Origin of the sequence: Hydrogenimonas urashimensis (assembly GCF_016593255.1) — a bacterium.
In the GTDB taxonomy this organism is placed as follows: Bacteria; Campylobacterota; Campylobacteria; order Campylobacterales; family Hydrogenimonadaceae; genus Hydrogenimonas; species Hydrogenimonas urashimensis.
This window is the reverse complement of sequence record NZ_AP023212.1, coordinates 754,223-779,339: the sequence shown is the minus strand read 5'-3', so window position 1 is coordinate 779,339 and position 25,117 is coordinate 754,223. Positions and strand designations below refer to the sequence as shown.

Annotated in this window: 19 protein-coding genes; 15 read left to right on the top strand and 4 right to left on the bottom strand. The window is 55.0% G+C overall.

What is annotated here, in order from left to right:
* Positions 1-39 precede the first annotated feature (39 nt).
* From gltB to dusB, 9 genes are all read left to right on the top strand, one after another.
* Entirely contained in the window at positions 40-4,464 is a 4,425-nt protein-coding gene (gene gltB / locus JMG82_RS03825; protein WP_201353614.1) for a glutamate synthase large subunit, read from the top strand.
* A 1-nt stretch (position 4,465) separates the two neighbouring features.
* The gene (locus JMG82_RS03820; RefSeq protein WP_201353613.1) at positions 4,466-5,848 is read left to right on the top strand and encodes a glutamate synthase subunit beta; all 1,383 of its coding nucleotides are present in this window, start codon (positions 4,466-4,468) and stop codon (positions 5,846-5,848) included.
* A 2-nt stretch (positions 5,849-5,850) separates the two neighbouring features.
* Positions 5,851-6,576: an inositol monophosphatase family protein gene (locus tag JMG82_RS03815; protein ID WP_201353612.1), complete on the top strand. Its 726-nt coding sequence runs from the start codon at positions 5,851-5,853 to the stop codon at positions 6,574-6,576.
* A gap of 3 nt (positions 6,577-6,579) precedes the next feature.
* Positions 6,580-7,428 carry an acetyl-CoA carboxylase, carboxyltransferase subunit beta gene (gene accD, locus JMG82_RS03810; protein ID WP_201353611.1) on the top strand — a complete coding sequence of 283 codons (849 nt, stop codon included), beginning with the start codon at positions 6,580-6,582 and terminating at the stop codon, positions 7,426-7,428.
* Positions 7,425-7,991, top strand: coding sequence for a thiamine phosphate synthase (locus tag JMG82_RS03805; RefSeq protein ID WP_201353610.1), 567 nt, complete (start codon positions 7,425-7,427; stop codon positions 7,989-7,991). The genes accD and JMG82_RS03805 overlap by 4 nt, the downstream gene beginning before the upstream one ends.
* Positions 7,981-8,439, top strand: a complete 459-nt coding sequence (locus JMG82_RS03800; RefSeq protein WP_201353609.1) for a 23S rRNA (pseudouridine(1915)-N(3))-methyltransferase RlmH — start codon at positions 7,981-7,983, stop codon at positions 8,437-8,439. The genes JMG82_RS03805 and JMG82_RS03800 overlap by 11 nt, the downstream gene beginning before the upstream one ends.
* A gap of 195 nt (positions 8,440-8,634) precedes the next feature.
* Positions 8,635-8,991 (top strand): RNA polymerase-binding protein DksA, encoded by a 357-nt coding sequence (gene dksA, locus JMG82_RS03795; protein ID WP_201353608.1) that lies wholly within the window; start codon positions 8,635-8,637, stop codon positions 8,989-8,991.
* Between the two features lie 68 nt (positions 8,992-9,059).
* Positions 9,060-10,076, top strand: coding sequence for a hypothetical protein (locus tag JMG82_RS03790; RefSeq protein ID WP_201353607.1), 1,017 nt, complete (start codon positions 9,060-9,062; stop codon positions 10,074-10,076).
* Positions 10,077-10,083: 7 nt separating this feature from the next.
* Positions 10,084-11,043, top strand: a complete 960-nt coding sequence (gene dusB, locus JMG82_RS03785) for a tRNA dihydrouridine synthase DusB (protein WP_201353606.1) — start codon at positions 10,084-10,086, stop codon at positions 11,041-11,043.
* 28 nt (positions 11,044-11,071) lie between these two features.
* On the opposite strand, the gene JMG82_RS03780 is transcribed toward dusB, so the two are convergent.
* From JMG82_RS03780 to JMG82_RS03765, 4 genes are read right to left on the bottom strand one after another with little or no spacing between them, the layout of a single operon-like run.
* Positions 11,072-12,286, bottom strand: a complete 1,215-nt coding sequence (locus JMG82_RS03780) for a cation:proton antiporter (protein WP_201353605.1) — start codon at positions 12,284-12,286, stop codon at positions 11,072-11,074.
* A 36-nt stretch (positions 12,287-12,322) separates the two neighbouring features.
* Entirely contained in the window at positions 12,323-13,222 is a 900-nt protein-coding gene (locus JMG82_RS03775; RefSeq protein WP_201353604.1) for a hypothetical protein, read from the bottom strand.
* 2 nt (positions 13,223-13,224) lie between these two features.
* Entirely contained in the window at positions 13,225-13,536 is a 312-nt protein-coding gene (gene fliN, locus JMG82_RS03770; RefSeq protein ID WP_201353603.1) for a flagellar motor switch protein FliN, read from the bottom strand.
* Positions 13,529-13,948: a hypothetical protein gene (locus tag JMG82_RS03765; RefSeq protein WP_201353602.1), complete on the bottom strand. Its 420-nt coding sequence runs from the start codon at positions 13,946-13,948 to the stop codon at positions 13,529-13,531. The genes fliN and JMG82_RS03765 overlap by 8 nt, the downstream gene beginning before the upstream one ends.
* Before the next feature lie 121 nt (positions 13,949-14,069).
* Between JMG82_RS03765 and JMG82_RS03760 the strand changes: the two genes are divergently transcribed.
* The 6 genes from JMG82_RS03760 to JMG82_RS03735 all read left to right on the top strand — a co-directional run bounded on the left by JMG82_RS03760 (position 14,070) and on the right by JMG82_RS03735 (position 25,069).
* The gene (locus JMG82_RS03760) at positions 14,070-14,813 is read left to right on the top strand and encodes a sulfite exporter TauE/SafE family protein (RefSeq protein ID WP_201353601.1); all 744 of its coding nucleotides are present in this window, start codon (positions 14,070-14,072) and stop codon (positions 14,811-14,813) included.
* Between the two features lie 59 nt (positions 14,814-14,872).
* Positions 14,873-17,710: an excinuclease ABC subunit UvrA gene (gene uvrA, locus JMG82_RS03755; protein WP_430408181.1), complete on the top strand. Its 2,838-nt coding sequence runs from the start codon at positions 14,873-14,875 to the stop codon at positions 17,708-17,710.
* Positions 17,711-17,808: 98 nt separating this feature from the next.
* On the top strand, positions 17,809-18,219 hold the full coding sequence (locus tag JMG82_RS03750) for a hypothetical protein (RefSeq protein ID WP_201353600.1): 411 nt from the start codon (positions 17,809-17,811) through the stop codon (positions 18,217-18,219).
* 23 nt (positions 18,220-18,242) lie between these two features.
* Positions 18,243-19,061 carry an HDOD domain-containing protein gene (locus tag JMG82_RS03745; RefSeq protein WP_201353599.1) on the top strand — a complete coding sequence of 273 codons (819 nt, stop codon included), beginning with the start codon at positions 18,243-18,245 and terminating at the stop codon, positions 19,059-19,061.
* A 34-nt stretch (positions 19,062-19,095) separates the two neighbouring features.
* Positions 19,096-21,789, top strand: coding sequence for a DNA polymerase I (polA, locus tag JMG82_RS03740; protein WP_201353598.1), 2,694 nt, complete (start codon positions 19,096-19,098; stop codon positions 21,787-21,789).
* A gap of 136 nt (positions 21,790-21,925) precedes the next feature.
* Positions 21,926-25,069 carry a cytochrome c biogenesis protein gene (locus JMG82_RS03735; protein ID WP_201353597.1) on the top strand — a complete coding sequence of 1,048 codons (3,144 nt, stop codon included), beginning with the start codon at positions 21,926-21,928 and terminating at the stop codon, positions 25,067-25,069.
* Positions 25,070-25,117: the final 48 nt, after the last annotated feature.

Here is a 25,117-nt window from a genome sequence, read left to right as displayed (position 1 = left end):
GTATTGTACCAAAGAACTCAACCATGAAAAGGGTTTGGAATGGATCTATTACGAGGATTTAAAGATAACTGTGGCTTCGGGCTGATCGCCCACATCGAGAATCGGCCGAGCCACGAACTTCTTGAGGATGCCATCCACGCACTCGAGCGGATGATGCACCGGGGCGCGATCGCCGCGGACGGGAAAAGCGGGGACGGAAGCGGACTGCTGCTTTCGATTCCGCAGAAATTTATGGCCAAGGTGGCGCATCGGGAGGGTCATACGCTGCCGGACCAGTACGCCGTGGCGCAGATTTTTTACAAAAGCACGGAAAACCTCAAGGTTTTCGAGGAGATGTGTGAAAAGAACGACCTGCGCATTCTCTTTTTCCGGGAAGTCCCCATCAACACCGATGCGCTCGGCAAACAGGCACTCGAAACCCTTCCCTCCATCGTCCAGGTATTCGTGGCGCCCAATTCCCTGATGGCCACAAAACGGTTCGAAGCCCTCGTCTACCTGAGTCGTCGGGAGACGGAAAACGCGCTTCGAGACGATGAAGATTTCTACATTCCAAGCTTTTCGAACAGGGTGATCAGCTACAAGGGTCTGGTCATGCCGACCCACATCAAAGAGTTCTATCCCGATCTCGGCGATCCCGACTTCGAAATCAGTTTTGCGCTTTTCCACCAGCGCTTTTCGACCAACACCCTGCCGCAGTGGAGACTGGCCCAGCCTTTCCGCATGATCGCCCACAACGGGGAGATCAACTCCGTCGCGGCCAACCGCTTCAACGTGGCGGCGAAGTGCGAATCGATCAAGTCGGAGGTCTACAGCGACGAAGAGATCAAGCGTCTTCTTCCCCTGATGCAGGAGGGCTCCAGCGACAGTGCGAGTCTTGATAACTTTTTCGAATTTCTCCGGGTCAACGGCATGGATATCTTCAAGGCGGTGCGTGCCGTCATTCCGGCACCCTGGCAGAATGCGCCCCATATGGACGCAAATCTCCGTGCCTTCTACGAGTATATGAGTACCTGTTTCGAGGCGTGGGACGGGCCGGCGGCGGTCAGTTTCACCGACGGCCGCTATATCGGCTGCGTTCTTGACCGAAACGGCCTGCGCCCCGCCAAGTACGTCATCACGAAAGACTGGCGTCTTGTCATCTCCAGCGAATACGGTGTCGTTGATATCGAGGATGACAATATCTACGAGCGCGGCCGTCTGCAGTCGGGCGAAATGATCGGCCTTGACCTCAAGTACGGAACGATTCTGAAAAACAGCGAAATCGACGACTACCTGAAGAAATCACAGCCCTACGCCGAATGGCTCAACGAGCAGATGGTCTATCTGCAGGAGTACGTAGACAAGCCCTTCGACAACCTCGAGCGCTACAACCTCGAGCAGATGATCGAAAAACAGCGCTACTTCAATATCACCCAGGAGGTGATCGACCAAATCATCGAACCGATGGTAAAGGATGGCAAGGAACCGACCGGCTCGATGGGAGACGACACCCCGCTGGCAGCCTTTTCGAAGGTCCAGCGCAATTTCACCGATTTTTTCAAGCAGAAATTCGCCCAGGTGACCAATCCGCCCATCGATCCGATCCGCGAAAAGGTGGTGATGAGTCTCAATACAGGCTTTGGGGAGATCCACAATATCCTCGACGAAGACCCCAATCATGCCCAGCGCCTCAAGACGACATCGCCGATTCTGACCTTCGAACGACTCGAGGTACTCAAAAGTTTCGGCAACGAGGATCATCCCCGTTTCAAACCCTACTACAGAAACCGGACCTACTCCACGACCTACGAGGAGAATCTGAGAGGAAGCCTGGAGGATCTGGTCTACGATATCGTCGAAGATGTGAAAAACAGCGGCGTGCGCATCGTCATTCTCGACGACAAGGGGCTTGACGAGAACAACAAGACGATTCCGATGGCGATGGCGGTGGGGCGTCTGAACTACGCCCTGCTGGATGCGGGCGTCCGCCATCTTGTCAGTATCGTCGCCGTTACAGGCGAAGTGATCGATTCCCACTCGACGGCATGCCTGCTGGCGTACGGCGCGTCGGCGGTCTATCCCTACATGCTCTATGCGACGGTCTATCGCCTTCTTTCGAAAAGGTCGCTCAGCGACTACGAGATGCGCAACGAGTTCAAGAAGGTGCATGCGGCACTAGGTGCCGGCATCTTGAAGATCATGTCGAAGATGGGTATCTCCACCGTCGCCTCCTACCGCAACTCGGCACTTTTCGACGTCATGGGGCTTTCGGAGGATATCGTCGAAGACTGTTTCCGCAACTCCCATCTTCTGGTGCCGGGACTCGGGTACAGCGATATCGAGGAGCGTATCGAAAAATACCACAAAGAGGCGTTCGAGCATGAACATCTGCGCAAACTCTTCCCACTCAACGTCGGAGGATTCTATAAATATATCGACGGTCAGGAGTACCACGATTTTGCGCCGATGACGATTCGCCAGCTCAGAGATGCGGCGATAAGCGGAAAATGGGAGGATTACGCCGTTCTTAAAAACATTCTCGAAACCCGTGACAAGAAGATGATCCGGGATTTCTTCGAATTCAGGAGCGACCGCGAGCCTATACCGGTCGAAAAAGTAGAACCCAAAGAAGCGATCTTCAAGCGGTTCGCGAGTGCCGCCATGAGCCTGGGGTCGATCTCTCCGGAGGCCCACGAAAGCATCGCCGAGGCGATGAACCGCATCGGGGCCCAGTCCAACAGCGGGGAGGGCGGCGAAGACGAGAGCCGTTTCGGCACGATCAGAAATTCCAAGATCAAGCAGATAGCTTCGGGCCGTTTCGGCGTGACACCCGCCTATCTGCGCAGTGCCGAAGAGATCCAGATCAAGATCGCCCAGGGGGCGAAGCCGGGCGAGGGGGGACAGCTTCCCGGTCACAAGGTGACGGCGCTGATCGCCCGACTCCGCCATACGATGCCCGGTGTGACGCTGATCTCTCCGCCGCCCCATCACGATATCTATTCGATCGAGGATCTGGCACAGCTCATCTTCGATCTAAAGCAGGTCAATCCGGATGCGACGATCACCGTCAAGCTCGTTTCGACGGCAGGTGTCGGCACGATCGCCGCGGGCGTGGCCAAAGCCTACGCCGACAAGATCATCATCTCCGGCGGCGACGGCGGTACGGGTGCGGCGGCCCTGGGATCCATCAAGTTCGCGGGCAATCCGTGGGAGACCGGACTCTCCGAAGCCCATAACGCCCTCAAAGCGAACCATCTGCGCCAGAATGTCCACCTGCAGACCGACGGCGGTCTCAAGACCGGTATGGATATCGTCAAAGCGGCGCTGCTGGGTGCCGAAAGCTACGCCTTCGGCACGCCGGCTCTGGCGATGGTCGGATGCAAGATGCTAAGAATCTGCCATCTGAACCGCTGTTCCGTTGGAATCGCCACGCAGGAGCCTGTGCTGCGGGAGCATTTCGAAGGCAATGTGGAGCGCCTTGTCAACTACTTCACGCTGCTTGCCGAAGATGTGCGGCAGATCATGGCGTCGCTCGGTTACGAAACGCTCGAGGAGATGATCGGACGCAGCGACCTTCTGAAAGTGATCGACGACGACTTCGCGAAAAAGTTCGATTTCAGTTCGATTCTGATGCGGCTTGAGGGCCCCGACACCTGCCAGGTGCCTTCGAACGAGCCTTTCGACACGAACGAGTTCGAAAAGGATGTCCTCAAAGAGGCGCAGCCCGCGATCCAGAATCCGCAGGAGCGGATGGTCATCGAGCGAAACATCTGCAACCTGAACCGCAGCTTCGGTGCGCGCATCAGCGGGGAGATCGCCAAATACTACGGCGATGCGGGGCTTCCGGACGACACGATCCGCATTCAGCTCTCCGGCATCGCCGGCCAATCCTTCGGCGCTTTCCTGATCAACGGTGTTACGCTGCGCATTGACGGTGTGGCCAACGACTATGTGGGCAAGGGGATGAACGGCGGAAAAATCATCATCGCACCCCTCAACCAGGGAGAGAAGTTCTCCGCGGCCGGCAATACCTGTCTCTACGGCGCAACGGGAGGCAAACTCTTCGTCGCAGGCAACGTGGGCGAACGTTTCGCCGTCAGAAACTCGGGCGCTCTGGCGGTCGTAGAGGGAACGGGCGACCATGCCTGCGAATATATGACAGGCGGCGCCGTCGTGATTTTGGGCCAAACCGGTGTCAATTTCGGTGCCGGTATGACAGGGGGGCTGGCATTCGTCTACGACGCGGAGCACACTTTCGTCGAAAATATCAACCAGGAGCTTGTCGAGGCGCATCGCATCGATACGGACGACACCGACGAGGCGCGCCACTATCTGAAACGGCTGCTCAAGGAGTATTACAACGAAACAGGCAGCAAGAAAGCCCAATGCATACTGAACAATTTCCGTATGCAGATCCGTAACTTCTGGATGGTGCGTCCCAAAGAGTTGCGCAAAGTACCTTTGAATCTGGATGAGGGAGAATAAGATGCAGAATTTCATTTTTGTCGAACGGATCGACCCGAAAAAACGAAACGTCGTCGAGCGTATCAGGGATTTTCGGGAGATTTACGAAGTCTACAATCCGGCAGAAGCATCCAGCCAGTCGGAACGGTGTATCCAGTGCGGCGACCCGTATTGCCACAACAAATGCCCCCTGCACAATTTCATTCCCCAGTGGCTCAAGGCGGTAGCCGACAAGGATCTGGAACTGGCTTTCAACCTCTCCAACGAACCCTCCCCGTTTCCGGAGATCATGGGCCGTATCTGCCCCCACGACCGACTCTGCGAAGGGGACTGCACCCTCAATGACGGGTACGGCGCCATCACGATCGGGCCGATTGAGACGTTTATCAGCGAAGAGGGGTTCAAGGCGGGCCTGAAACCCAGATTCGCAGAGACAAAGGTAGGCAAAAGAGTCGCCGTTGTCGGTTCGGGCCCCGCTGGACTCTCCGCAGCGACCTACCTGCTGCGTGCGGGCATCGATGTGGAGATATTCGAACGGGCCGACCGGCCGGGTGGGCTGCTGACCTATGGCATTCCCGGTTTCAAACTGGACAAAAACGTCCTGTTCCGCCGGGTCAGATGGATGGAAGAGGCGGGCCTGAAGATCCATTACGGCGTCGAGATCGGAAAAGACAAACCCTTTGACGAACTGGTCAGCGATTTTGATGCCGTATTTATCGGGGTCGGTGCCTCCCAGCAGCGAAAAGCCGGTATTCCGAACGAAAATGCCAAAGGGTGTCTGATGGCGATGGACCTGCTGATCAATGTGCAAAAGAGACTCTTCGGTGACAGTTACGACAGGAGCGTCGACGTAAAAGACAAACGGGTCGTCGTTGTCGGGGGAGGGGACACGGCGATGGACTGTGTGCGCACCTCTTTGCGTGAGGGAGCGCGCAGTGTCTCCTGTCTCTACCGGCGCGACGCCCGCAACATGCCGGGTTCCAGAAAAGAGTACAACAACGCCAAAGAAGAGGGCGTGGAGTTCGTTTTCAACGCCTCTCCCAAGCAGGTTCTCGTAAACGAGGAAGGGGAAGTGGTGGGCATCGAGATGCTCAAGACGGCACTCGGCGAACCGGACGAGAGCGGACGTCAGCGCCTGAAAGAGATCGAGGGGAGCGAATTCCGCGTCGATGCGGATGTCGTCATTTTCGCCCTCGGTTTCAATCCCGTGCCTTTCGAGTTTCTTTCGGCCAACGGTATCGAAACGAACGACTGGGGCGCCATCGTGATCGACGAGAATTACGAAACGACGACCAAAGGGGTCTATGCCGGCGGCGACTGCCGAAGAGGCGCCGACCTGGTGGTAACCGCCGTCTACGACGGTCGCGAAGCCGCCAAGGCGATGATCAGAAAGTTGATCGGATAACGGTGACACCTTTTATCGAAACCACACTCATCGCCGCCAGGGAGATCGCCGACGTTCTTCAGTACGGATGGCGCAGTGAATTCGCCGAACACGGAGACGTGGGCGCCGGCGGGGACAGAACGGCCGGCATCGATACACTGGCCGAGAGAATCTACATCGAAAAACTCTCCGGATTCGGAAAGATCGACTCCGAGGAGGCCGGCATCGTCGGAGAGGGGGAAGCGACGATCGTCATCGACCCGATCGACGGAAGCGACAATGCGATTTCGGGGCTTCCCTATTTCGGCTCTTCGATCGCGCTGGAGAGAAGAGGAAGGGTAGAGGAGGCGGTCGTCGTCAATCTTGCCAACGGAGACTGCTTCTACAAAACGGATGCCGAACTGATGCATGGTAAAATAGGGTCGGAGCGTTTCGAACCGGTAGTGCGGCGCGGCCACACCACCGTCGGTATTTTCGAAAAAGCCTACGCCAATCCCGAATTCGCGATGGCGCTGCTGAAAAGAAAACAGAAGTTCCGTTCACCCGGGGCGGTGGCTCTGTCACTGGCCTATGCCCATTATGTCAGTTTCGTCATCTTCGCAGGTCCAAGGCGCCGCTACGATTTCGCGGCGGCTCTTTGGATGTGTGAAGGACTGGAGATGATCGTCGAAGATGAATTGCTGATCGTTGCGAAGGATCGTGATACGGCATCGAATCTGCATCGTTTGGCGCAAGGAGAGAAGGATTAACCCATGAATTTCGGCAATATTTTCAAAAGCATTCGCAAAGAGCACCCCAAACCGGCGGAGGCGCCGGCCCACTGGATCAAGTGTAAAAAGTGCAACGCGCTGATGTACTACAAGGAGATCGAGGCGAACCATTACGTCTGCCCCAAATGCGGCTTCCATATGCGCCTGACGGCGGACCAGCGCATCAAGCTGCTGGCGGACGAAGGAACCTTTGTTGAACACGACGCTGAACTCGAGCCGGTCGATCCGTTGAAGTTCGTCGACAAGAAGAGTTACAAAAAGCGGCTCGAAGAGGCGAAAAAGAAGACCGGAAGAACCTCTTCGGTCATCAGCGGATCGTGCGAGATCGAAGGCGAAGCGGCCGAGCTTGTCGTTTTCGATTTCGCGTTCATGGGAGGCAGTCTCGGTTCGGTGGAAGGGGAGAAGATCGTCCGTGCCGTCGATAGGGCTCTGAAAAAGGGGTGCGGCGTGGTCATCGTCAGTGCCAGCGGAGGTGCCAGAATGCAGGAGAGCACCTACTCTTTGATGCAGATGGCCAAAACCAGTGCCGCGTTGGCGAAGCTTGACGATGCGAAACTCCCTTTCATCTCCATTCTGACCGACCCGACCATGGGCGGTGTCAGTGCCTCCTTCGCCATGCTGGGTGACATCATCCTCGCCGAACCCGACGCACTGATCGGCTTTGCGGGGCAGCGTGTCATCAAACAGACGATTGGTGCCGATCTTCCCGAAGGGTTCCAGCGTTCGGAGTTTCTTCTCGAACATGGCCTTATCGACAAAGTGGTTCCACGACGTATTTTGAAGGAGACCGTCGGCGAACTGCTGAAACTCTTTGCCAAAGAGGGGGCGTGAAACTCTACGCTCTGCTGGATGAAACCTCGATGCAGGCGCGCGGATGGAGTATTGAACGCTTTGTCGGCCGTGCATGCGAAAGGGGGGCCGAAATTCTCCAGTATCGCAATAAAAGCGGCGATGTCGATACGATACGATCGAGGCTCGAAGATATCGTCTCGCTTTTCCCGGGACGTGTCATTGTCAACGACCATCCGGAGCTTGCACCGATATGCGGCGGTGTGCACCTCGGCCAGGAGGATATCGTGCGCTACGGCACGACGATGGAAACGGCTGTCGAACGTCTCCGCGAAACGATCGGCCAGGAGCGATGGCTTGGACTTTCGACACACAACAAAGAGGAGATCGTGCGGGCCAATCTTCTCGATCTCGATTATATCGGACTCGGTGCCTGCCGTGCCACCACGACAAAGGAAGATGCCAATGTCCTCGGCTGTGAAAAAGTCGCGGAACTTGCATCACTTTCTGCCCACCCCGTGGCCGCAATCGGCGGAGTGAAACCCGATGACAGGATCGATCATGTCACGTGGCTTGTTGTAGGGAGTGCGCTCTATGAAGATTAATGTCGTCGCCATCGCCAAACCGGAAAATGACTGTTATGCGCAGCTGTGCGACCATTTTTCGAAAATGGCGAAACGGTACGCGAAACTGGAAGCCTTCGATCTTTTCAATACGAAAATCACCCGGGCGCAGGAGAGCGGTGTATCGGCAGCACAGAAGAGTTATGCGCAGCAGTTGGAGCCCTGGCTGGAACGCGGCTACACGGTCGCGCTCGATCCCGCCGGCGCAGAGATGGAAAGCGAGCAGTTCGCGAAACTGCTCGCGAACAGAACGGAAGTGACTTTTCTAATCGGCGGAGCCTACGGACATGGCGACACTTTCCTGGCACGCTGTGACCGTGTCATCTCCCTCTCCCGTCTTACCATGAGCCACAAAGTTGCCAAAGTGATGCTCTTCGAACAGATCTACCGGGGATTGACGATCAACCACAACCACCCCTATCACAAATAGTCTCCCCCTTTTGCTACATAATTTTTTCAAATTGACGATTATTTAGAACCCACGCAAAAAGTGTAATTTCGTAACGATTTAACTGTGAATTGAATCGTCGAAAGAGCATTGGGGCCATGGGGCGGTGGCCTCTGTGAATTTTAAGGCAAATTCGCTAAAATTCGGAAATTTTGAATTAAAAGAAGGAGCAGGAATTTGAGAGAAAACGATATCCGATATTTCAAACACATGCTTGAAGACAGAAAAAACCAGATTCTTAAAAACATTCACGGAAGTTCGAAGGAGCTGGATGAGCTGCATCGCAACCACGACGTGATGGACGAAGGGGATTTCGCATCGGTCTCCACCGACAATATGATCAACGAAGAGATTCTCTCGAACCAGCAGAAAGAGCTGGAGGAGATCGATGAGGCTTTGATGAAAATCCAAAACGGCACCTACGGCGTATGCGAAATGTGCGAAGAACCGATCGGAATGCAGCGTCTGAAAGTCAAACCCTATGCCAAATACTGCATCACCTGCCGATTGATCGCCGAAAAAAGTCCTGCATAAGGAGGGGATAATTTCACTTCCGTTATGATATACGAACCTGTAGTCCGTACTCATCGAAGGAGAACACCATGCATCTGAAACGTTACACGCTGGCGTCGATCGTCCTCATCGCTCTGGTAGGAACCTATATCTACCACATGGTCACAAAAGGGGATTACACCCTCAACCTCATGGGTGTCAATGTAACGCTTCCGATTGCGGTGTGGGTCATTATCCCCATGGTGCTTCTCTATCTCGCCTCGTTCCTTCATATGCTCTATTACGGCTTCAAGGCCTATATGCGCAGAAAACGTGTCACGAAAGATATCGAAAAACTGGCGGATGCCCTCTACTGGGATGTTCTGAAATCGCCGAAAAAGCATCATTACATGGACAAACGTGTCAAGCCGGTCGGGGTGGTTCTTGACAACGGCTGCGACGATTTCACGAAGGTCGACAAGAAACTCTGCCACGAGCGTGTCCGGGACGCCATCGACATCATCACGGCGATAAAACATGGCGAAGTGGTCGATATCGCCAAGCTCAAACTCGACAAGTCCAACCCTTATGCCATCCAAAACGGCCTCAACATTCTTAAGCACGAACCCCAAAAAGCCGAGGAGATACTCAGAAGAGCCGAGTCGTACGACCCCAAAGTGGTCAAAGAGGCGATCATGATCTTTGTGGAGAAGGCGAACGAACAGCAGTTGGAGAAGTATCTCGATTTTATCGACAAAGAGGTTTTGATGCATATGCTCGATACGATGGATGAACGGGACGAAAAGAACAAGGTCTCTCTCGTCCTGATCGAAAAGGTCCTGATGAAAATCGCTCCCAGTGACTGCGACTATATGATACTTTCGCGAAAACTCGTCAAACACTATACGCCCAACGAACTGCTGGCGTTCTTCGAAAAGCTGGTGGGACAGGACGAAAAGGCTTTCAAAGCCTACATCTTCACACTGATCGAATTCGAGATGCTCGACAGAGCCAACGAGCTGCTGCAGGATACCCAGCGGGGCGAGTATCTCGATTTCAAAGCCTATCTCGACTTGCGAAAATCGGGCAAACACTATCCGATCGATCTTCTTTTGAACCAGTGCTAAGGCTTGAATGAAGGCGATTCTCGATTTTTCGAAACCTCTTTATGTTCTGGCTCCTCTTGCGGGGCTGACCGATCTTCCTTTCCGCAGTGTCGTCAAAAAGTTCGGAGCCGATCTGACCGTCAGCGAAATGATCAGTTCCAACGCATTGGTACACAACAGCCAAAAAAGTCTGAAAATGGTCGAGAAGTCACCGCTCGAAGTCCCCTATTCCGTGCAGATCGCCGGGGCGGAGGAGGCGATTGTCAAAAGAGCGGTGGAGATACTTAACGGCATCGACGGCATCGATATCATCGATCTCAACTGCGGATGCCCCGTTCCCAAAATCGTCTCACACGGTTCGGGAAGCTCCCTTCTGCTCGATCTTGAGAAGATGGGGAGGATTATCCGGACGATCAAAGAGACATCGAACAAACCTCTCACCAGCGCGAAGGTACGCATCGGTTTTCAGGAGAAACGACCGGTCGAAATCGCCCGGACGGTCGAAGACGCCGGTGCCGATTTCATCGCCGTCCACGGCCGTACACGGGCGGGAAAATTCAAGAGCGAAGTCGATTACGATGCGATCCGCCGTATCAAGGAGTCGGTAAAGATTCCCGTGATCGCCAACGGCGATATCACCAGTTACGAAAAGGCGCAGTGGGTGCTTGAGTTCACCGGAGCCGATGGCGTGATGATCGGAAGGGGCGCCATCGGCAAGCCGTGGATCTTCTACCAGCTCAAGCACGGTGTACCCGACGATGCGATCGATCCGAAACTGAAGCAAAAGATCATTCTCGAACATTTCGATCAGATGATCGCTTTCTACGGCGAGTACGGCGCCGTACTTTTCCGCAAACATCTTCATACCTACTCAAAGGCGGGATACAAAGGAGCCTCCGAGTTTCGGAACCGAATCAACCGTATCGGCAGCCCGGAAGAGATGCGCGAGCTGATCGAAACCTTTTTCGACCCCTCCAACGTTCTGTGACGCTCAAACAGGTTAAAAGCCGCTCTTTTTACGTCCCGGTTTTTTTCAGATAGCGGGCATAGAGATTCGCCAGCGGTTTTGCACTCATACCATGAAGAAAGATACTCAGAAGCACGGTCAGGGTGACGGTACCGTAGATCACTTCATGCCCCTCGATGCCCCCTAATTGATGAATGACGATCATGACGTAGAGGATGGAAGCGATACCGCGGGGGCCGAACCATCCGAGAAAGAGTTTCGTCGGTCGGTCGAGTTTCAGACCGGCAAGGCTGACGGCGATGGGGACCATCCGCAGGACGGTCAGGCTCAAAAAGGCGAACAGCAGGACTTTCATGTTCCAGTAGTCGACCGCGAGTGGAACGAAAACGAGGCCGAAAAGGGTAAAGATGATCAGAATGAGCAGTTCCCCTTCGCTCTCCAGAAACGCTTCGATGTTTTCGTGCAGTTCGTGGTTGAGATTGCCGAGCACCATGCCCGAGACGAATGCGCCGATGTAGCCGTTGCCTCCGACAAATTCCGAAACATAATAGGAGAAAAGCGCCAGCGCGAAGGGGATGAGGTTCCTGTAGCTCTCCTCGAGCCAATCTCTGCGAATGGAAATCCGGGCTTGTTTCGCACCGGCGAATCCGACGATCGCACCGGCGAGGCCACCCAGAACGATCTGTTGGAGCACGTCGACGAGCCAGCTGTTGCTCTCTCCATGCTCCTGCCCGCTGCCGATCATTGCTACGACGGTGATCAGGACGGGAAAGACGAACCCGTCGTTGAGGCCGCTTTCGACGTTGATCGTCGAGCGAATTCTTTCAGGTACCGTAGGATCGGTGACCACCGCTTTGCCCAGTGCGGCGTCGGTCGGTGCGAGAAAAAGGGAAAGAAGCAGAAGATAAAGCGGCGGCTGGTCGGGAAAAAACCACATCGCGACGGCGGCCGCCGCGACGATGGTCAGGGGCAGGGCGATACCGAGCATTCTGGCAGGCAGGCGCCAATCGCTTCCGAAATGTTTGAGATTCAGTGTCGAGGCATCGGCGAAGAGAACGACGATTAGAGCGATTTCCGCCATGGTCTGGACCAATTCCCCTTCGAAGTGGAGAATCTTCGCACCAAAAAAAAGAGGAGAGAGCAGTATGCCGATCGTTACGAACACCATGGGGCCGGTAATATAGAACCGGTTGAGAAGTTTGGAATAGTAACCGTATCCGAGGATGACCAGTATGATCCCCAGAATCACCATATTTTCATGCATACGTCATTTTCCTGCTCTTTCTGCTCTCCCCGTTCCTCAAAGATGCTCCTCTTTGCTGGCGTTGGCTTTGAAGGCTTCGTAGGCGTCGGGGTGGTTCTCCTGGAGAAAGTGGTCGAGCTGCTTCTTGTTGGCCTGGAACATCCGGGCGAAATCCTCTTCCCCTTCGATACTTCCCGCTGAAAATCGGTCCAGAAGAAGATTGGTGTTTCCGACGATGGTCAGGTACTGCTTTTTGCCAAACTCGATGAGCAGGAGTCGGTTGCTGGCATCCAGGGGTTTTTGAAAGCGAATGACCGCCTCTTCCGGAAGCTTCTGTGCCAGTGGCCCCCCGCCAGGCATGAGCCATCCGCCTTTGGCCAGACCGCCCACTCCCTTTTTCTTCACGAACCACAGAATAAGAAGAAGCAGAAGGAGCAGGGCAAGGACACTCCAGTAGCGCCACCCCGGCACTGTTTCGTCGCTCTTGAGAGTGTTGAGCGGTTTGGCGGCGGTTGGGCTCTTTTCCGATATCCCCTTGCTCTTTGTTGGCAGAGTGGCGGTGGCCGGGGCGCTTTTTCGCTTCTGTTGTGTCAGCGGGTAGATACGCAGCCGAAGGCCGAAGCCGTCAACGGTTTTGGAAGCCTGCACACCGATCGCGCCTGTGGAGGGAACGATTTTGACGAGGGTCCGTTTTTCACCCGATTTCGTTACGGCGATACTCTCGACGAAACTTTTGCGGATTGTCTGAAAAAAAGGTTTCTGGATTTCACTCCGGGTCAGGAGAATGTTGATGATGCCGCCCTTTTCGGTCCGTTTTTTGATCTCACCGTCGAAGGGGGTGTCGAAGGAGAGCATCAGGTCGATGCGGTTTTCGCGTTCATAGAGGTTTTCGTTGAGCAAGACGGCCGAAAAGAGAGGATGAATCAGCAGAATGATCAGAAAAAGGATGCGCAGCATCGTCACTTCTCTTTCGACAGGTAGTAGATGACGGCGTCGGCGTCGAGAATTTCGTTGATCCTTATCGCGAGGTTTTTCTCGTAGACCATCACCTCGCCCTTGCCGATGATTCGACCGTTGACATAGGTTTCCACACTCTCTCCCGCCGGTTTCTGCAGGTCGATGACCGATCCTACGTCCAGGTGCAGAATCTCTTCGAGTGTCAGCTTCGTCTCCCCAAGGTAGGAGGTGATCTCCACCTCGATGTCCAGGAGCCGCTTGAAATCGAAGAGCCGGACCTCTTCCTCCTGGGGATTTGGAGTCGGTTCAGCCATGTCGCTCCTTCAGTCGAATCGCGACGCATCGCTCATCCACACTGTACAGGAGTGTCCCATCCGAGGATTCGAGCCTCCGAACACCGCCAAACTCCGGTGTTTCCATCCGGTAGGGAAGATTCCGGTCGCTCGCGACCATCTTGGCATGGCCGACGATGAAATTCGCAATCTCGGCTGTCAGATCCTCCATTGTCTCGCTGTCGGGGTTTTCGTCGAAAAGCAGAATGTTGGCCAGTTTTTCGAGTGCCGGTCTTTCGATCCAGACTTCGGCGACGAAATTTCTCTTTCCGTCGGAAAAAGGGATGTTCGCCATGTACCCTTCCTTTTTCGGAAAATCGGTGCACGGTTTCGTTTCAAGACCGAAGTTCTGACTGAAAACCTCTTGGATGGAAGTGCGGAAAAGTTCGATCACATCACGCCTTTGTCGTTTGTATTCGATTATAGACTAAAAATTTTGAATTACGGTTTAATGGTGGCGATGGCTTCAACACCCTTTGAGTATAATAGACGAATTTTCAAAGGGAACGGACGATATGGAAATCATTCTGGTGCTTATCGGTGTGGCTATCGGAGGCATGTCGGGTTTTTTCGGCATCGGCGGCGGAACGATGCTGGTGCCGGCACTGATGCTGCTGGGGTTTGGTATCAAAACCGCCATCGGCATTTCCGTCATGCAGATGGTCTTCAGCTCCCTCTACGGTTCGTGGCTCAACCACAAAAAAGGGCATCTCAATCTCAAAGAGGGAGCGGTCATCGGTCTTGGCGGTTTCGTCGGCGCGCTGGGAAGCGGATGGCTCGTCAGCGCGGTGCCGGAAATCGTGCTGGAAGCCGCTTTCGTCGCCGTGGTCGGTTTTGCACTCTACCGCTTTTTCAAAGCTCCCGTCCATATCGACGTCAACGAGGGGCACGACCTCCCTGCGGCGGTTCTTGCCTGTGTGGGGGCCGGCATTGGGCTTTTTGCCATATCGATGGGCATTGGCGGTTCCATTCTGCTGACGCCGATTCTGGTGGGCCTGCTCCACTATCCGCTGAAAAAGGCGGTCTCCGCGGGTCTCTTTTTCGTCGTATTCTCTTCCGTTTCGGGATTCATCAGCCTCTCCGTTGCCGGGCAGATCGACTACCGGTACGGTCTGATCGTCGGTGCCGCATCCCTTTTGGGCGTACAGGCCGGCATCTGGCTCGCGGGAAAAACGGGCCACAAAAGGCACAAAAACGCCCTGGTCGTGCTCTATCTCGTCATTCTTTCGCTCATGCTGAAAAAAATATTCATCGGATGACTTGACCTTAAACGAAACTTATGGTATACATCAGGCAAAAAATGCAGGAGCGGATTTTCTTGGATACAATCAAAATTTTCGGTGCTCGGGAAAACAATCTCAAATCGATCGATCTTGCGATACCGAAAAACCGGCTCGTCGTCTTTACGGGGCTGAGCGGGAGCGGTAAGAGTACGCTGGCTTTCGACACCCTCTACGCCGAGGGTCAGCGCCGCTACATCGAATCGCTCTCATCCTACGCCCGGCAGTTTCTCGACAGGGTCGGCAAGCCCGACGTGGACAAGATCGAGGGGCTGACGCCGGCGATCGCCATCGATCAGAAGACCACCTCCAAAAACCCCCGTTCGACGGTGGGGACCATTACAGAAATCTACGACTACCTGCGCCTGCTCTTCGCCCGGGTCGGGAAGCAGTACTGCCATCTCTGCGGCCGGCCCGTCTCGCAGATGAGCGCCAGCGACATCATCGAGCAGGTGCTGGGGCTTCCGGAGGGGGCAAAACTGGTCATTATGGCACCGCTTGTACGCGAGAAGAAGGGCACCTTCGCCGACATGATCGAGTCGCTCCGCCACAAAGGGTATGTCCGTGCCCACATCGACGGGGTCATGGTCCGTCTGGACGAAGAGGTCGAGCTTTCCAAGACCAAAAAACATACGATCAAGGCGGTCATCGACAGGGTCGTCGTCAAGGAGGGATCGAAGGAACGGATCGCCCAGGATATCGAGAAGGCGCTGAACGAAAGCTACGGGGAAGTGGAGATCGAGGTGCTCAACCACGAAGAGATGAACACGCCGCCGCTGATCCACTACAGCGAGCATCTGGCCTGTTTCCACTGCAAGGTGAGTTTCGATCCCCTCGAACCTCTCAGTTTTTCGTTCAACTCCCCCAAGGGGGCATGCCCCACGTGCGACGGGCTGGGGATGCGTTACACCCTCGATCTGAACCGGGTCATCGATCCGCATCTTGGCATCGCCGAGGGAGCGGTGAAAACGATGTACGGTTTCAACCGCAGCTACTATTTCAAATTTCTGATCGCCTTTTGCGAGACGGCGGGGATTCCCACGAATGTGCCCTACGAAGAGCTGGAGGCGTTTCAGAAAAAGCAGATTCTCTACGGGACGCCCGATGTGGTCAGCTTTACATGGAAACGCCACCGCATAGAGAGGGTCTGGCCCGGCATCGTCAAAATCTCCTACGACATGCTCAAGGATGACAGGGAGTTCGGCGACTACATGACAGAAAAGGTGTGCGACAGCTGCGGCGGCCACCGCCTCAAGCCCGAGTCGCTGGCTGTCAAAGCGGGTGGCAGAACGATTGCCGAAATCATCGACATGCCGATCGAGGAGTGCTACGCCTTTTTCCACGACGAAAAGAGTTTCGCCGACCTCACACCCCAGCAGGCGATGATCGCCGCACCGATTCTCAAGGAGATCCGGGAACGGCTCTTTTTTCTCTACGATGTGGGTCTTGGGTACCTGACGCTCGGGCGCGACGCCCGCACCATCAGCGGCGGCGAGGCGCAGCGCATCCGCATCGCCAGCCAGATCGGAAGCGGGCTGACGGGTGTCATGTACGTCCTCGACGAGCCGAGCATCGGGCTGCACGAACGGGATACGCAGAAACTGATCAGGACGCTCAAATCCCTCCGGGAGAAAGGAAACAGCGTGATCGTCGTCGAACACGACAAAGAGACGATCGAAGCGGCCGATTTCATCGTCGACATCGGGCCGGGCGCGGGGAAGTTCGGCGGCGAGATCACCTTCGCCGGTTCACTGGAAGATCTCAAGAAGGCCGATACCCTCACGGCCGAATACCTCACGGGCCGAAAGAAGATCGAATATTTCCACCGCCGCCCGCAGAAAGAGTGGCTGGAGATAAAGAACGTGACGATCAACAATATCGAAAATCTCTCCACGAAGATTCCGCTGCGCAACTTCGTCTGCATTACGGGTGTTAGCGGAAGCGGAAAGAGCTCCCTGATTCTTCAGACGCTCCTGCCGACGGCCAAGGAGATTCTCAACCGCGCCAGAAAGGTGCACAAGGTCGACGGTGTCGAGATCGCCGGTCTCGATCATCTGGACAAGGTGATCTATCTCGACCAGAGCCCCATCGGCCGCACACCACGCTCCAACCCGGCCACCTACACCGGTGTCATGGATGAGATCCGCAACCTTTTCGCCAAGACGAAAGAGGCACAGATACGCGGCTACAAGCCGGGGCGTTTCAGTTTCAACGTCAAAGGGGGGCGCTGCGAGAAGTGTCAGGGGGAAGGAGAGATCAAGATCGAGATGCACTTTCTGCCCGACATCATGGTCAAATGCGATGCCTGCAAGGGGCGCCGCTACAATCCCCAGACACTTGAGATCTATTACAAAGGTAAAAATATTGCCGATATATTGGCTATGAGTGTGGATGAAGCGCTCCGGTTTTTCGAGCACATTCCGAAAATCTTCGCGAAACTGAAGACGCTGCAGGATGTGGGACTGGGATATATCACCCTGGGTCAGAATGCCGTGACACTCTCGGGCGGCGAAGCGCAGCGTATCAAGCTCGCGAAAGAGCTGAGCCGTCGGGATACGGGCAATACGCTGTATATTCTCGACGAACCGACGACGGGTCTGCACTTTGCCGACGTGGACCGGCTCACGCGGGTGTTGCACCATCTGACCGATCTGGGCAACACGGTGCTGGTGATCGAACACAATCTCGATATGATCAAAAATGCCGATTATATCATCGATATGGGCCCCGAAGGCGGAAGTAAAGGGGGCAAAATCGTCGCTACCGGTACACCGGAAGAGTTGGCCGAAAAGTGCCGGGAAACAGGAAGCTATACCGGAGCATTTCTAAAAAGAGAGCTGGGACGGGACCCGGAAACAGAAAACAACACTCATTGATAAAAAATTGTCAACATAAGTAAATCATCTCAAAGAAGTTGTATCGCTTTATGATACAATAATGATCAATATATCATTTTTTAAGAAAGTGGGAGAATATGGCTGCCAAACGTACGAAATTCTACAAATCGATGCCAAAATACCAGGATCTGATGTATGAAAATCATGGCGATTTCCTGCATCAGCAGCTCACCGTCGCCGATCTGGTCGGTGGCGATCCGAAATATGCCTACATAAAAGCCGCCCTCTATTTCATATTCGGGCCCTACATCACGGGAACACTGGCGATGCTTGCCTTTTCGGCCAAAGGGAGCCTGAGCGATCTTTATACCGTTTTAGCCAAAGGCGATTTCATCAGCTTCTTCATGATGTGGGCCATCGGGTACGAAATCCTGGCCTCCATGTTCCTGTTATGGGCGATCTACTCCATATTCTCCTTCAACCGGGAAGTCGCGAAACGGAAAGCGAAACGGCGCGCCCGATCCGACAGTGTCAAATTCGGTTCATAATCCATACGGCAAGGCATGACAAGATGATAAACTCCCAATTGGTTCAACGTATCAGTTCTCTTCCCCCACTTCCCAGGACCGTCACGGAAATTGAAAAAGCCTACAGCGATCCGGATGTCAACGTAAAGACCATCGCGTCGATCGTGGAGCAGGATCCGATGGTCGTAGCGGATCTGCTGAAGCTTCTCAACTCCGCTTTCTACGGCCTTCGCAAAGAGATCACGAATGTGGAGCAGGCGGTTTCGCTGCTGGGAATGAAGAGTGTCAAGGATCTGGTCATCAACCTCTCCGTCCGCAACATTCTTCGCACCAATCTGAGCCCCTACGGCATCAGCAGCGAGGCGTTCGCCAAAGTTTCACAGTTCCAGAGCATGCTGGCGCAGCAGTGGATGAAAGCGGTCAACCCGGCGAAAGTGGAGCGGATTCGACTCCTGGCTCTGCTGCAGGAGATCGGCAAGATCGTCATTGCCGACGAACTGCTGCGCGAAGGGGAAGATGCCACTTTCAAGGCGGAGCTCGAAGCGGGATGGGATATCCGGGAGACCGAACGCAACTATGTCGACGCCACGACGGCGGAAGTGAGCGCGGCGATGCTCCGCCACTGGGAATTCGACGCCAAAATCGCTGATCTGATCCAGTGGGCCGACATGCCCAACCAGGCGGACGGAGACGCCAGAGAGGAGGCCTGGGTGCTGCGGATCGCTTCCGAGGCAGTCAGCGTCCGAAACCCCCTCAGCGAAAAGTGCAGAAAGAGAGCGACCAACCTGGCCCTCAAGGCATCACTCCCGGAAGAGCCGCTGCAGCAGGCAATGACGGAACTTGCCGAACGCTGGAACGCATAGTCGCCGTTAAGGCTCTTTTGGTATCATTGCGGTTATGAAAACATTGACCGTTATCGATACCTTCGGCTTCTTCTTCCGAAGCTTCTACGCCCTTCCACCGCTCAAAAACTCCAAAGGCTTTCCCACGGGCCTTCTGACCGGCTTCGCCAATCTCATCCATAATCTGGAAAAAGAGTACCCGACCGACTATCTTCTTTTCGCTCTCGATGCACCGGGACCCAGTTTTCGGCAGAAGATCGATCCCAACTACAAGGCCCAGCGTCCCGAAGCGCCGCAGGAACTGAAACAGCAGCTGCCCGTGGCGATCGAATGGATCGAAAAGATGGGGCTTTCCAAACTGAGTCTCGACCATTACGAAGCGGACGATGTGATCGCTTCGATGGTAAAGTGTGCCAGGGAGCAGGGGATAAAAGTGCGCATCGTCAGTCACGACAAGGATCTCTACCAGCTCATCGACGACAGGCATGTGGTGCTCTTCGACCCGATCAAAAAGGTGGAGATCGACGAAGCGGCGTGTGTTCAGAAGTACGGCATCCATCCGAGGCAGTTCACCGACTACCAGGCACTCATCGGCGACAGTTCGGACAATGTGCCGGGTGTGCCGGGTATCGGGCCCAAAACCGCCGTGAAACTTCTGACGCAGTTTGGAACGCTCGACGGCATCTATGAGCATATCGACGACGTCAAACCCGAACGCATCAGAAACCTCCTTCTCAAACACAAAGAGGATGCCTACCGCAGCAAGAAACTGGTCACTCTCAGAGACGATATTTTCGACAGTTGCGACCTCACCGCCTTCAGAATGCCGCCCAGCGACCCGCTGCTGAAAATCCGCGACGAACTCGAGCGCTATGAAATGCGCAACATTCTTCGACGGCTGAAGAAAGAGCGCGCAAGCGATGCGAATGCGAACACGACCCCCGCAACCCCGGCGTCTGCGCCGTTTGAAGCGGTACTGGTGGACGATGCCGATGCCCTTTTTGACATTTTGGAGAGTATCGAAGAAGAGACACCCGTCGCCATCGATACCGAAACCGACGCGCTGGATACCAAATACGCTTCGCTTGTTGGTTTCAGCTTCTGTTTCGAGGAGTCGCGTGCCTACTATGTCCCGGTGGCCCACAGCTATCTGGGCGTCGGGAAACAGGTTTCTGTCGACGATGCCAGAAAGGCTTTCGAAATCCTTTTCAAAAAAGCCTTTTTCGGGCACAATCTCAAATTCGACCTGGCGCTTCTTTATCAGGTGTTCGGTTTTGACGAGAGGGAGCCCTTCGCCGACACGATGCTGCTGGCCTGGCTTGTCGACCCCGAAGGGGCGGTGGGGCTCGACCGTCTGGCGCTGCGCTATTTCGGTTACGAAATGGTCGCTTTCAAGGATACGGTAAAAAAAGGGGAGAATTTCAGCAGCGTGCCGATCGAAGAGGCGACCCGATACGCCGCCGAAGATGCCTGGATGTGCTACCGACTCTACGACAGGCTCACAGGCATGCTGAAGCTGCAGGGGGCCGAGCACCTGATCGAGGAGGCGAAAGAGGTGGAGTACCCCTTCATCAACGTGTTGATCGCCATGGAGCGCCACGGCATCGCGATCGACATCGAGCGGTTCGAATCGCTCAAAACCGAGATCACCTTCCGTCTGAAGAGGCTCACGGAAGAGGTCTACGAAGCGGCGGGCAGGGAGTTCAACATCAACTCCCCCAAACAGCTTGGGGAGATTCTCTTCGCTGTTTTGGGCCTTCCGGGAGGCAAAAAGACCAAATCCGGCGGATACAGCACCAACGAAAAGGTGCTCGACTCCCTCAAAGGCGCCCACCCGATCATCGAAAAGATACTGGCCTACCGGGAACTGCACAAACTGATGACCACCTACATCGAGCCACTGCTGAAACTGGGCAGAAAAGATCCCCATCACCGCATCTACACCTCTTTCATCCAGACCGGTACGGCAACAGGACGGCTCAGCAGCAAAAACCCCAATCTCCAGAATATCCCGGTCAAGACGGAAGAGGGTCGCCGCATCCGCGAAGGCTTCGTCGCCTCCGAAGGCTATTTGCTCGCAGGCATCGACTACTCCCAGATCGAGCTCCGTTTACTGGCGCACTTCTCCGGCGACCCCGTGTTGAGCGAAGCGTTTAGGCAGGGGAAGGATATCCACATGGAGACGGCCATCAAACTTTTCGGTCCCCAGGAGGCGGCTTCGAAACGGAACATCGCCAAAACGGTCAACTTCGGTCTGCTGTACGGCATGGGAAGCCGTAAACTTTCCCAGACACTGGGTATCTCGACGAAAGAGGCGAAGGCGATCATCGAAAACTACTTCGCCTCCTTCCCGACGGTCAAGGCGTACCTGGAGTCGATCGAGGCGAAAGCGAAAGAGCGTGGCTATGTGGAGACACTGCTGGGACGGCGGCGCTATTTTGATTTCGAACATGCCAACCCGATGCAGCTGGCCGCCTATCTGCGGGAAGCGGGCAATACGGTATTCCAGGGAAGCACCGCCGATCTGATCAAGATGGCGATGCTGAAAATCCACCGAATCATCAAAGAGGAGTCGCTCGATGCCGCGATACTTCTGCAGATTCACGACGAACTGATTTTCGAGATCAAGGCGGAAGAGGCCGAGAGGCTTTCGGGCCGTTTCTCCGAGATCATGGAGAACATCGTTTCACTGAAAATACCGCTCAAAACCAGTATCAACATCGGGAAGCGCTGGAGCGAACTGAAGTGAGACTTATATACTGAATTTAGCTCTCTGTTTTACCTCTTAAAGCCTTTCTTTTCGGTAAGATAATCAACTTGTAAACCGACGTGACGACCCGGGCGGAGCGCACGCGTCGGTATCTGATCTTGCCGGAGTTTCACCTATGAAAAAAATAACGGACTATCTGCTCTCGATGCACAGCGCCATCATCATGATGCTCATCTTCGCTTTCGCCATCGGGGCCGCGACCTTCATAGAGAACGACTACGGCACGCAGACCGCCAAAGCGCTCGTCTACAACGCCAAATGGTTCGAACTCCTTCTTCTGTTTCTCGCTATCAATCTCGTGGCCAATATCGTCCGGTACCGCATGTGGCGTCCCGGCAAAACGCTTATTTTCATCTTTCACGCCGCATTCATCATCATCCTAATCGGAGCGGCGATCACCCGGTATGTGGGGTACGAGGGGATCATGCATATCCGGGAAGGGGCGACAAGCAACGAGCTGGTCACCGACCGCACCTTCATCCAGGTCGACGCCGCGAAAGAGGGAAAACATCTGACCTACGCGAAACCGGTTCTCTTCTCCAAAATCGGCAGCAATCGCATGAAGCAGTCGATACGGCTCGACGGCGACACCCTGACGATCGAGGTTTTAAGATATATCCCCGACGCGGTGGAAAAAATTGTCGCGGATGCGAAGGGTGGCGCCATCATCACGATGATGGTCGCATCGGGCGATACCCCCACGCAGGTGACGCTCAAAGCGGGGGAAAATTACGAAACACCCGCATTCGTCATCGCCTTCGAAAGCGATGTCCAGAGTGCCAAGCCCGTCATCAGAATCGGTTTCTCCGACGGAAAGCTGGTGGCCAAACTCCCTTTCGCGCTGCAGTATCTGAAAATGGATGACAAAAGCTCGGGCATACTCGAACGGGGCGACAGAGAGCTTCAGACCCGCTATCTCTACAGCGGCTCGGGCATCAATTTCGTCATCAAGGAGGCGCTTCCCCATGCCAAAGTGGTCATCGAGAGTGCAGCAGAAGGCAGATCCCCGGCAATGCGCCGCTCTCTCGATGTCGTGGAACTCAATGTGGCGATGGGAGATGCATCAAAAAAGGTCACGCTGTACGGAACCAAAGGAGAACCCGGCGAAGAGGCGCATGTGCGGCTAAAAGGGTGGGATGTCGCTCTTAGTTACGGCTCCCGCGTCATAAAGCTGCCATTTGCGCTGAAACTGGTCGATTTCCAGCTGGAACGCTACCCAGGCTCCATGAGTCCCTCCTCCTACGCCAGTGAGGTGGTCGTCATCGATCCGGAAAAGAAGGTCGAGATGCCTTTTCGAATCTATATGAACCATGTTCTGGACTATCGCGGCTACCGCTTTTTCCAGTCTTCCTACGACATGGACGAGAAGGGGACGATTCTCTCTGTCAACCACGACCCCGGTACCTGGCCCACCTATCTGGGGTATCTGCTGCTGGCGATCGGGATGTTCGGTTCGATGCTCACCTATTCGAGCAGGTTCCAGAATCTGATGCGCAGGGCGCGGGACCTGCAGAAAATGGCCGAAAAGTGCGCGCCTGCCCTGGCGGTTTTCGCTCTCGTGGGCTCTCTTGCGCTCCCGCTTCATGCGGACGAGTTTGCGGAAGCGAAAAAACTGGGACTCCCTCTCATCCAGAAAGCCCATGCCCATGAATTTGGCAGGCTTCTTGTGCAGGACAACGGCGGGCGTATCGAACCGATCGATACTCTGGCAAGAGAGGTTCTTCGCAAGGTGAGTCGCAAAGAGGTACGTTTCGGACTCGATGCCGACCAGGTTTTCCTGGGAATGATCGTCCGTCCCGATCAGTGGCAGAAAGTTCCGATGATCAAAGTCTCCCATCCGGGAATCAACGAAATTCTCGGTATCGACCCCAAGGCGAAATACGCCACCTTCGACGATTTCTTCGATTTCGACAGGAAAGAGGGCTACAAACTGGCGCAGCGGGTCGAAGAGATCACGCGCAAACGCCCCGCGGAGCGCAGCGTATTGGACAAGGAGCTTCTCAAAGTCGACGAACGGGTCAATGTGATGTACATGACTTTTACAGGCTCCATGCTCCGGATCTTCCCCAACCCGCAAGACAAAACGGGCCGCTGGTACGCGCCGATTGACGCGATCAAACATTTCGACGAAAAGAGCGGGAAATTCGTGCAGGCGATCCTCGCCAACTACTTCAGCAACGTCGATACGGCACTGAAGGAGGGGAACTGGACGAAGGCGGACAAGGCGCTGGAGGTGATACGGCAGTATCAGAATTTCTACGGGGCGGCGATCATCCCCGAACAGGGCCGGATCGATGCGGAACTTCTCATGAACCGGACAAAACCGTTCCAGAGGCTGGTTCCCGTCTATCTTCTGGTGGGTCTGGCGCTTCTGTTTCTTGCCATCGGGCATATCATCAAGCCGAAGTTCAACCTCAAATGGGCGGTGCGCATCGGCATGGCCATTCTGATTGCCGGCTTTTTCATCCAGACCGCTGCCCTCGGACTGCGCTGGTATATCGCCGGACACGCTCCCTGGAGCAACGGGTACGAATCGATGCTCTACATCGGATGGGCGACACTGCTGGCGGGATTCATCTTTTCGAAGCGCTCTCCGATCACGCTGGCGGCTACGGCGATTCTTGCGGGCCTCATACTCTTCGTCGCCCACCTCAACTGGCTCGATCCCGAGATCACCAACCTTGTTCCGGTTCTCAAATCCTACTGGCTCATGATCCACGTGGCGGTGATTACGGCGAGTTACGGTTTCCTGGGGCTTGGCGCGCTTCTTGGTTTCATCACGCTGTGGCTCTACATCATTAGGCACGGCGAAAACCGTGCCGACATCGAATACTCGATTCGCGAACTGACCCACATCAACGAGATGGCTCTCATCGCCGGACTGGCGCTTCTGACGGTGGGCAACTTCCTGGGCGGTGTCTGGGCCAACGAAAGCTGGGGCCGCTACTGGGGATGGGACCCGAAAGAGACATGGGCGCTGGTAACGATTCTGGTCTACGCTGCCGTCGTGCATCTGCGATTTGTCAAATCGATGCGGGGCGTCTTCGCTTTCAATGTCGCTTCCCTGCTCGCCTTCAGCTCCGTCATCATGACCTACTTCGGCGTCAACTACTATCTTAGCGGTATGCACTCCTACGCCAAAGGCGACCCGGTGCCGATTCCGACATTTGTCTACTACGTCGCCGCCGTGGTAGCCGCGACAATCCTGTTGGCTTACCGAAAGCGTGAACTTCTGCCTCTAAACCGTGCGAACAGGTAACTTTGCCCAAAAGCCCTGCGCGGGGCTTTCGCACTGTCGCCTTTCATG

What these genes read in the sequence shown, in the direction of transcription:
- dusB (WP_201353606.1), top strand. Translation starts at nt 10,084, where the DNA reads ATGAAGGCGATTCTCGATTTTTCGAAACCTCTTTATGTTCTGGCTCCT.
- fliN (WP_201353603.1), bottom strand. Translation starts at nt 13,536, where the DNA reads ATGGCTGAACCGACTCCAAATCCCCAGGAGGAAGAGGTCCGGCTCTTC.
- gltB (WP_201353614.1), top strand. Translation starts at nt 40, where the DNA reads ATGGATCTATTACGAGGATTTAAAGATAACTGTGGCTTCGGGCTGATC.
- accD (WP_201353611.1), top strand. Translation starts at nt 6,580, where the DNA reads ATGAATTTCGGCAATATTTTCAAAAGCATTCGCAAAGAGCACCCCAAA.
- JMG82_RS03780 (WP_201353605.1), bottom strand. Translation starts at nt 12,286, where the DNA reads ATGCATGAAAATATGGTGATTCTGGGGATCATACTGGTCATCCTCGGA.
- JMG82_RS03790 (WP_201353607.1), top strand. Translation starts at nt 9,060, where the DNA reads ATGCATCTGAAACGTTACACGCTGGCGTCGATCGTCCTCATCGCTCTG.
- JMG82_RS03760 (WP_201353601.1), top strand. Translation starts at nt 14,070, where the DNA reads ATGGAAATCATTCTGGTGCTTATCGGTGTGGCTATCGGAGGCATGTCG.
- JMG82_RS03735 (WP_201353597.1), top strand. Translation starts at nt 21,926, where the DNA reads ATGAAAAAAATAACGGACTATCTGCTCTCGATGCACAGCGCCATCATC.
- polA (WP_201353598.1), top strand. Translation starts at nt 19,096, where the DNA reads ATGAAAACATTGACCGTTATCGATACCTTCGGCTTCTTCTTCCGAAGC.
- JMG82_RS03775 (WP_201353604.1), bottom strand. Translation starts at nt 13,222, where the DNA reads ATGCTGCGCATCCTTTTTCTGATCATTCTGCTGATTCATCCTCTCTTT.
- JMG82_RS03750 (WP_201353600.1), top strand. Translation starts at nt 17,809, where the DNA reads ATGGCTGCCAAACGTACGAAATTCTACAAATCGATGCCAAAATACCAG.
- JMG82_RS03745 (WP_201353599.1), top strand. Translation starts at nt 18,243, where the DNA reads ATGATAAACTCCCAATTGGTTCAACGTATCAGTTCTCTTCCCCCACTT.
- JMG82_RS03800 (WP_201353609.1), top strand. Translation starts at nt 7,981, where the DNA reads ATGAAGATTAATGTCGTCGCCATCGCCAAACCGGAAAATGACTGTTAT.
- JMG82_RS03820 (WP_201353613.1), top strand. Translation starts at nt 4,466, where the DNA reads ATGCAGAATTTCATTTTTGTCGAACGGATCGACCCGAAAAAACGAAAC.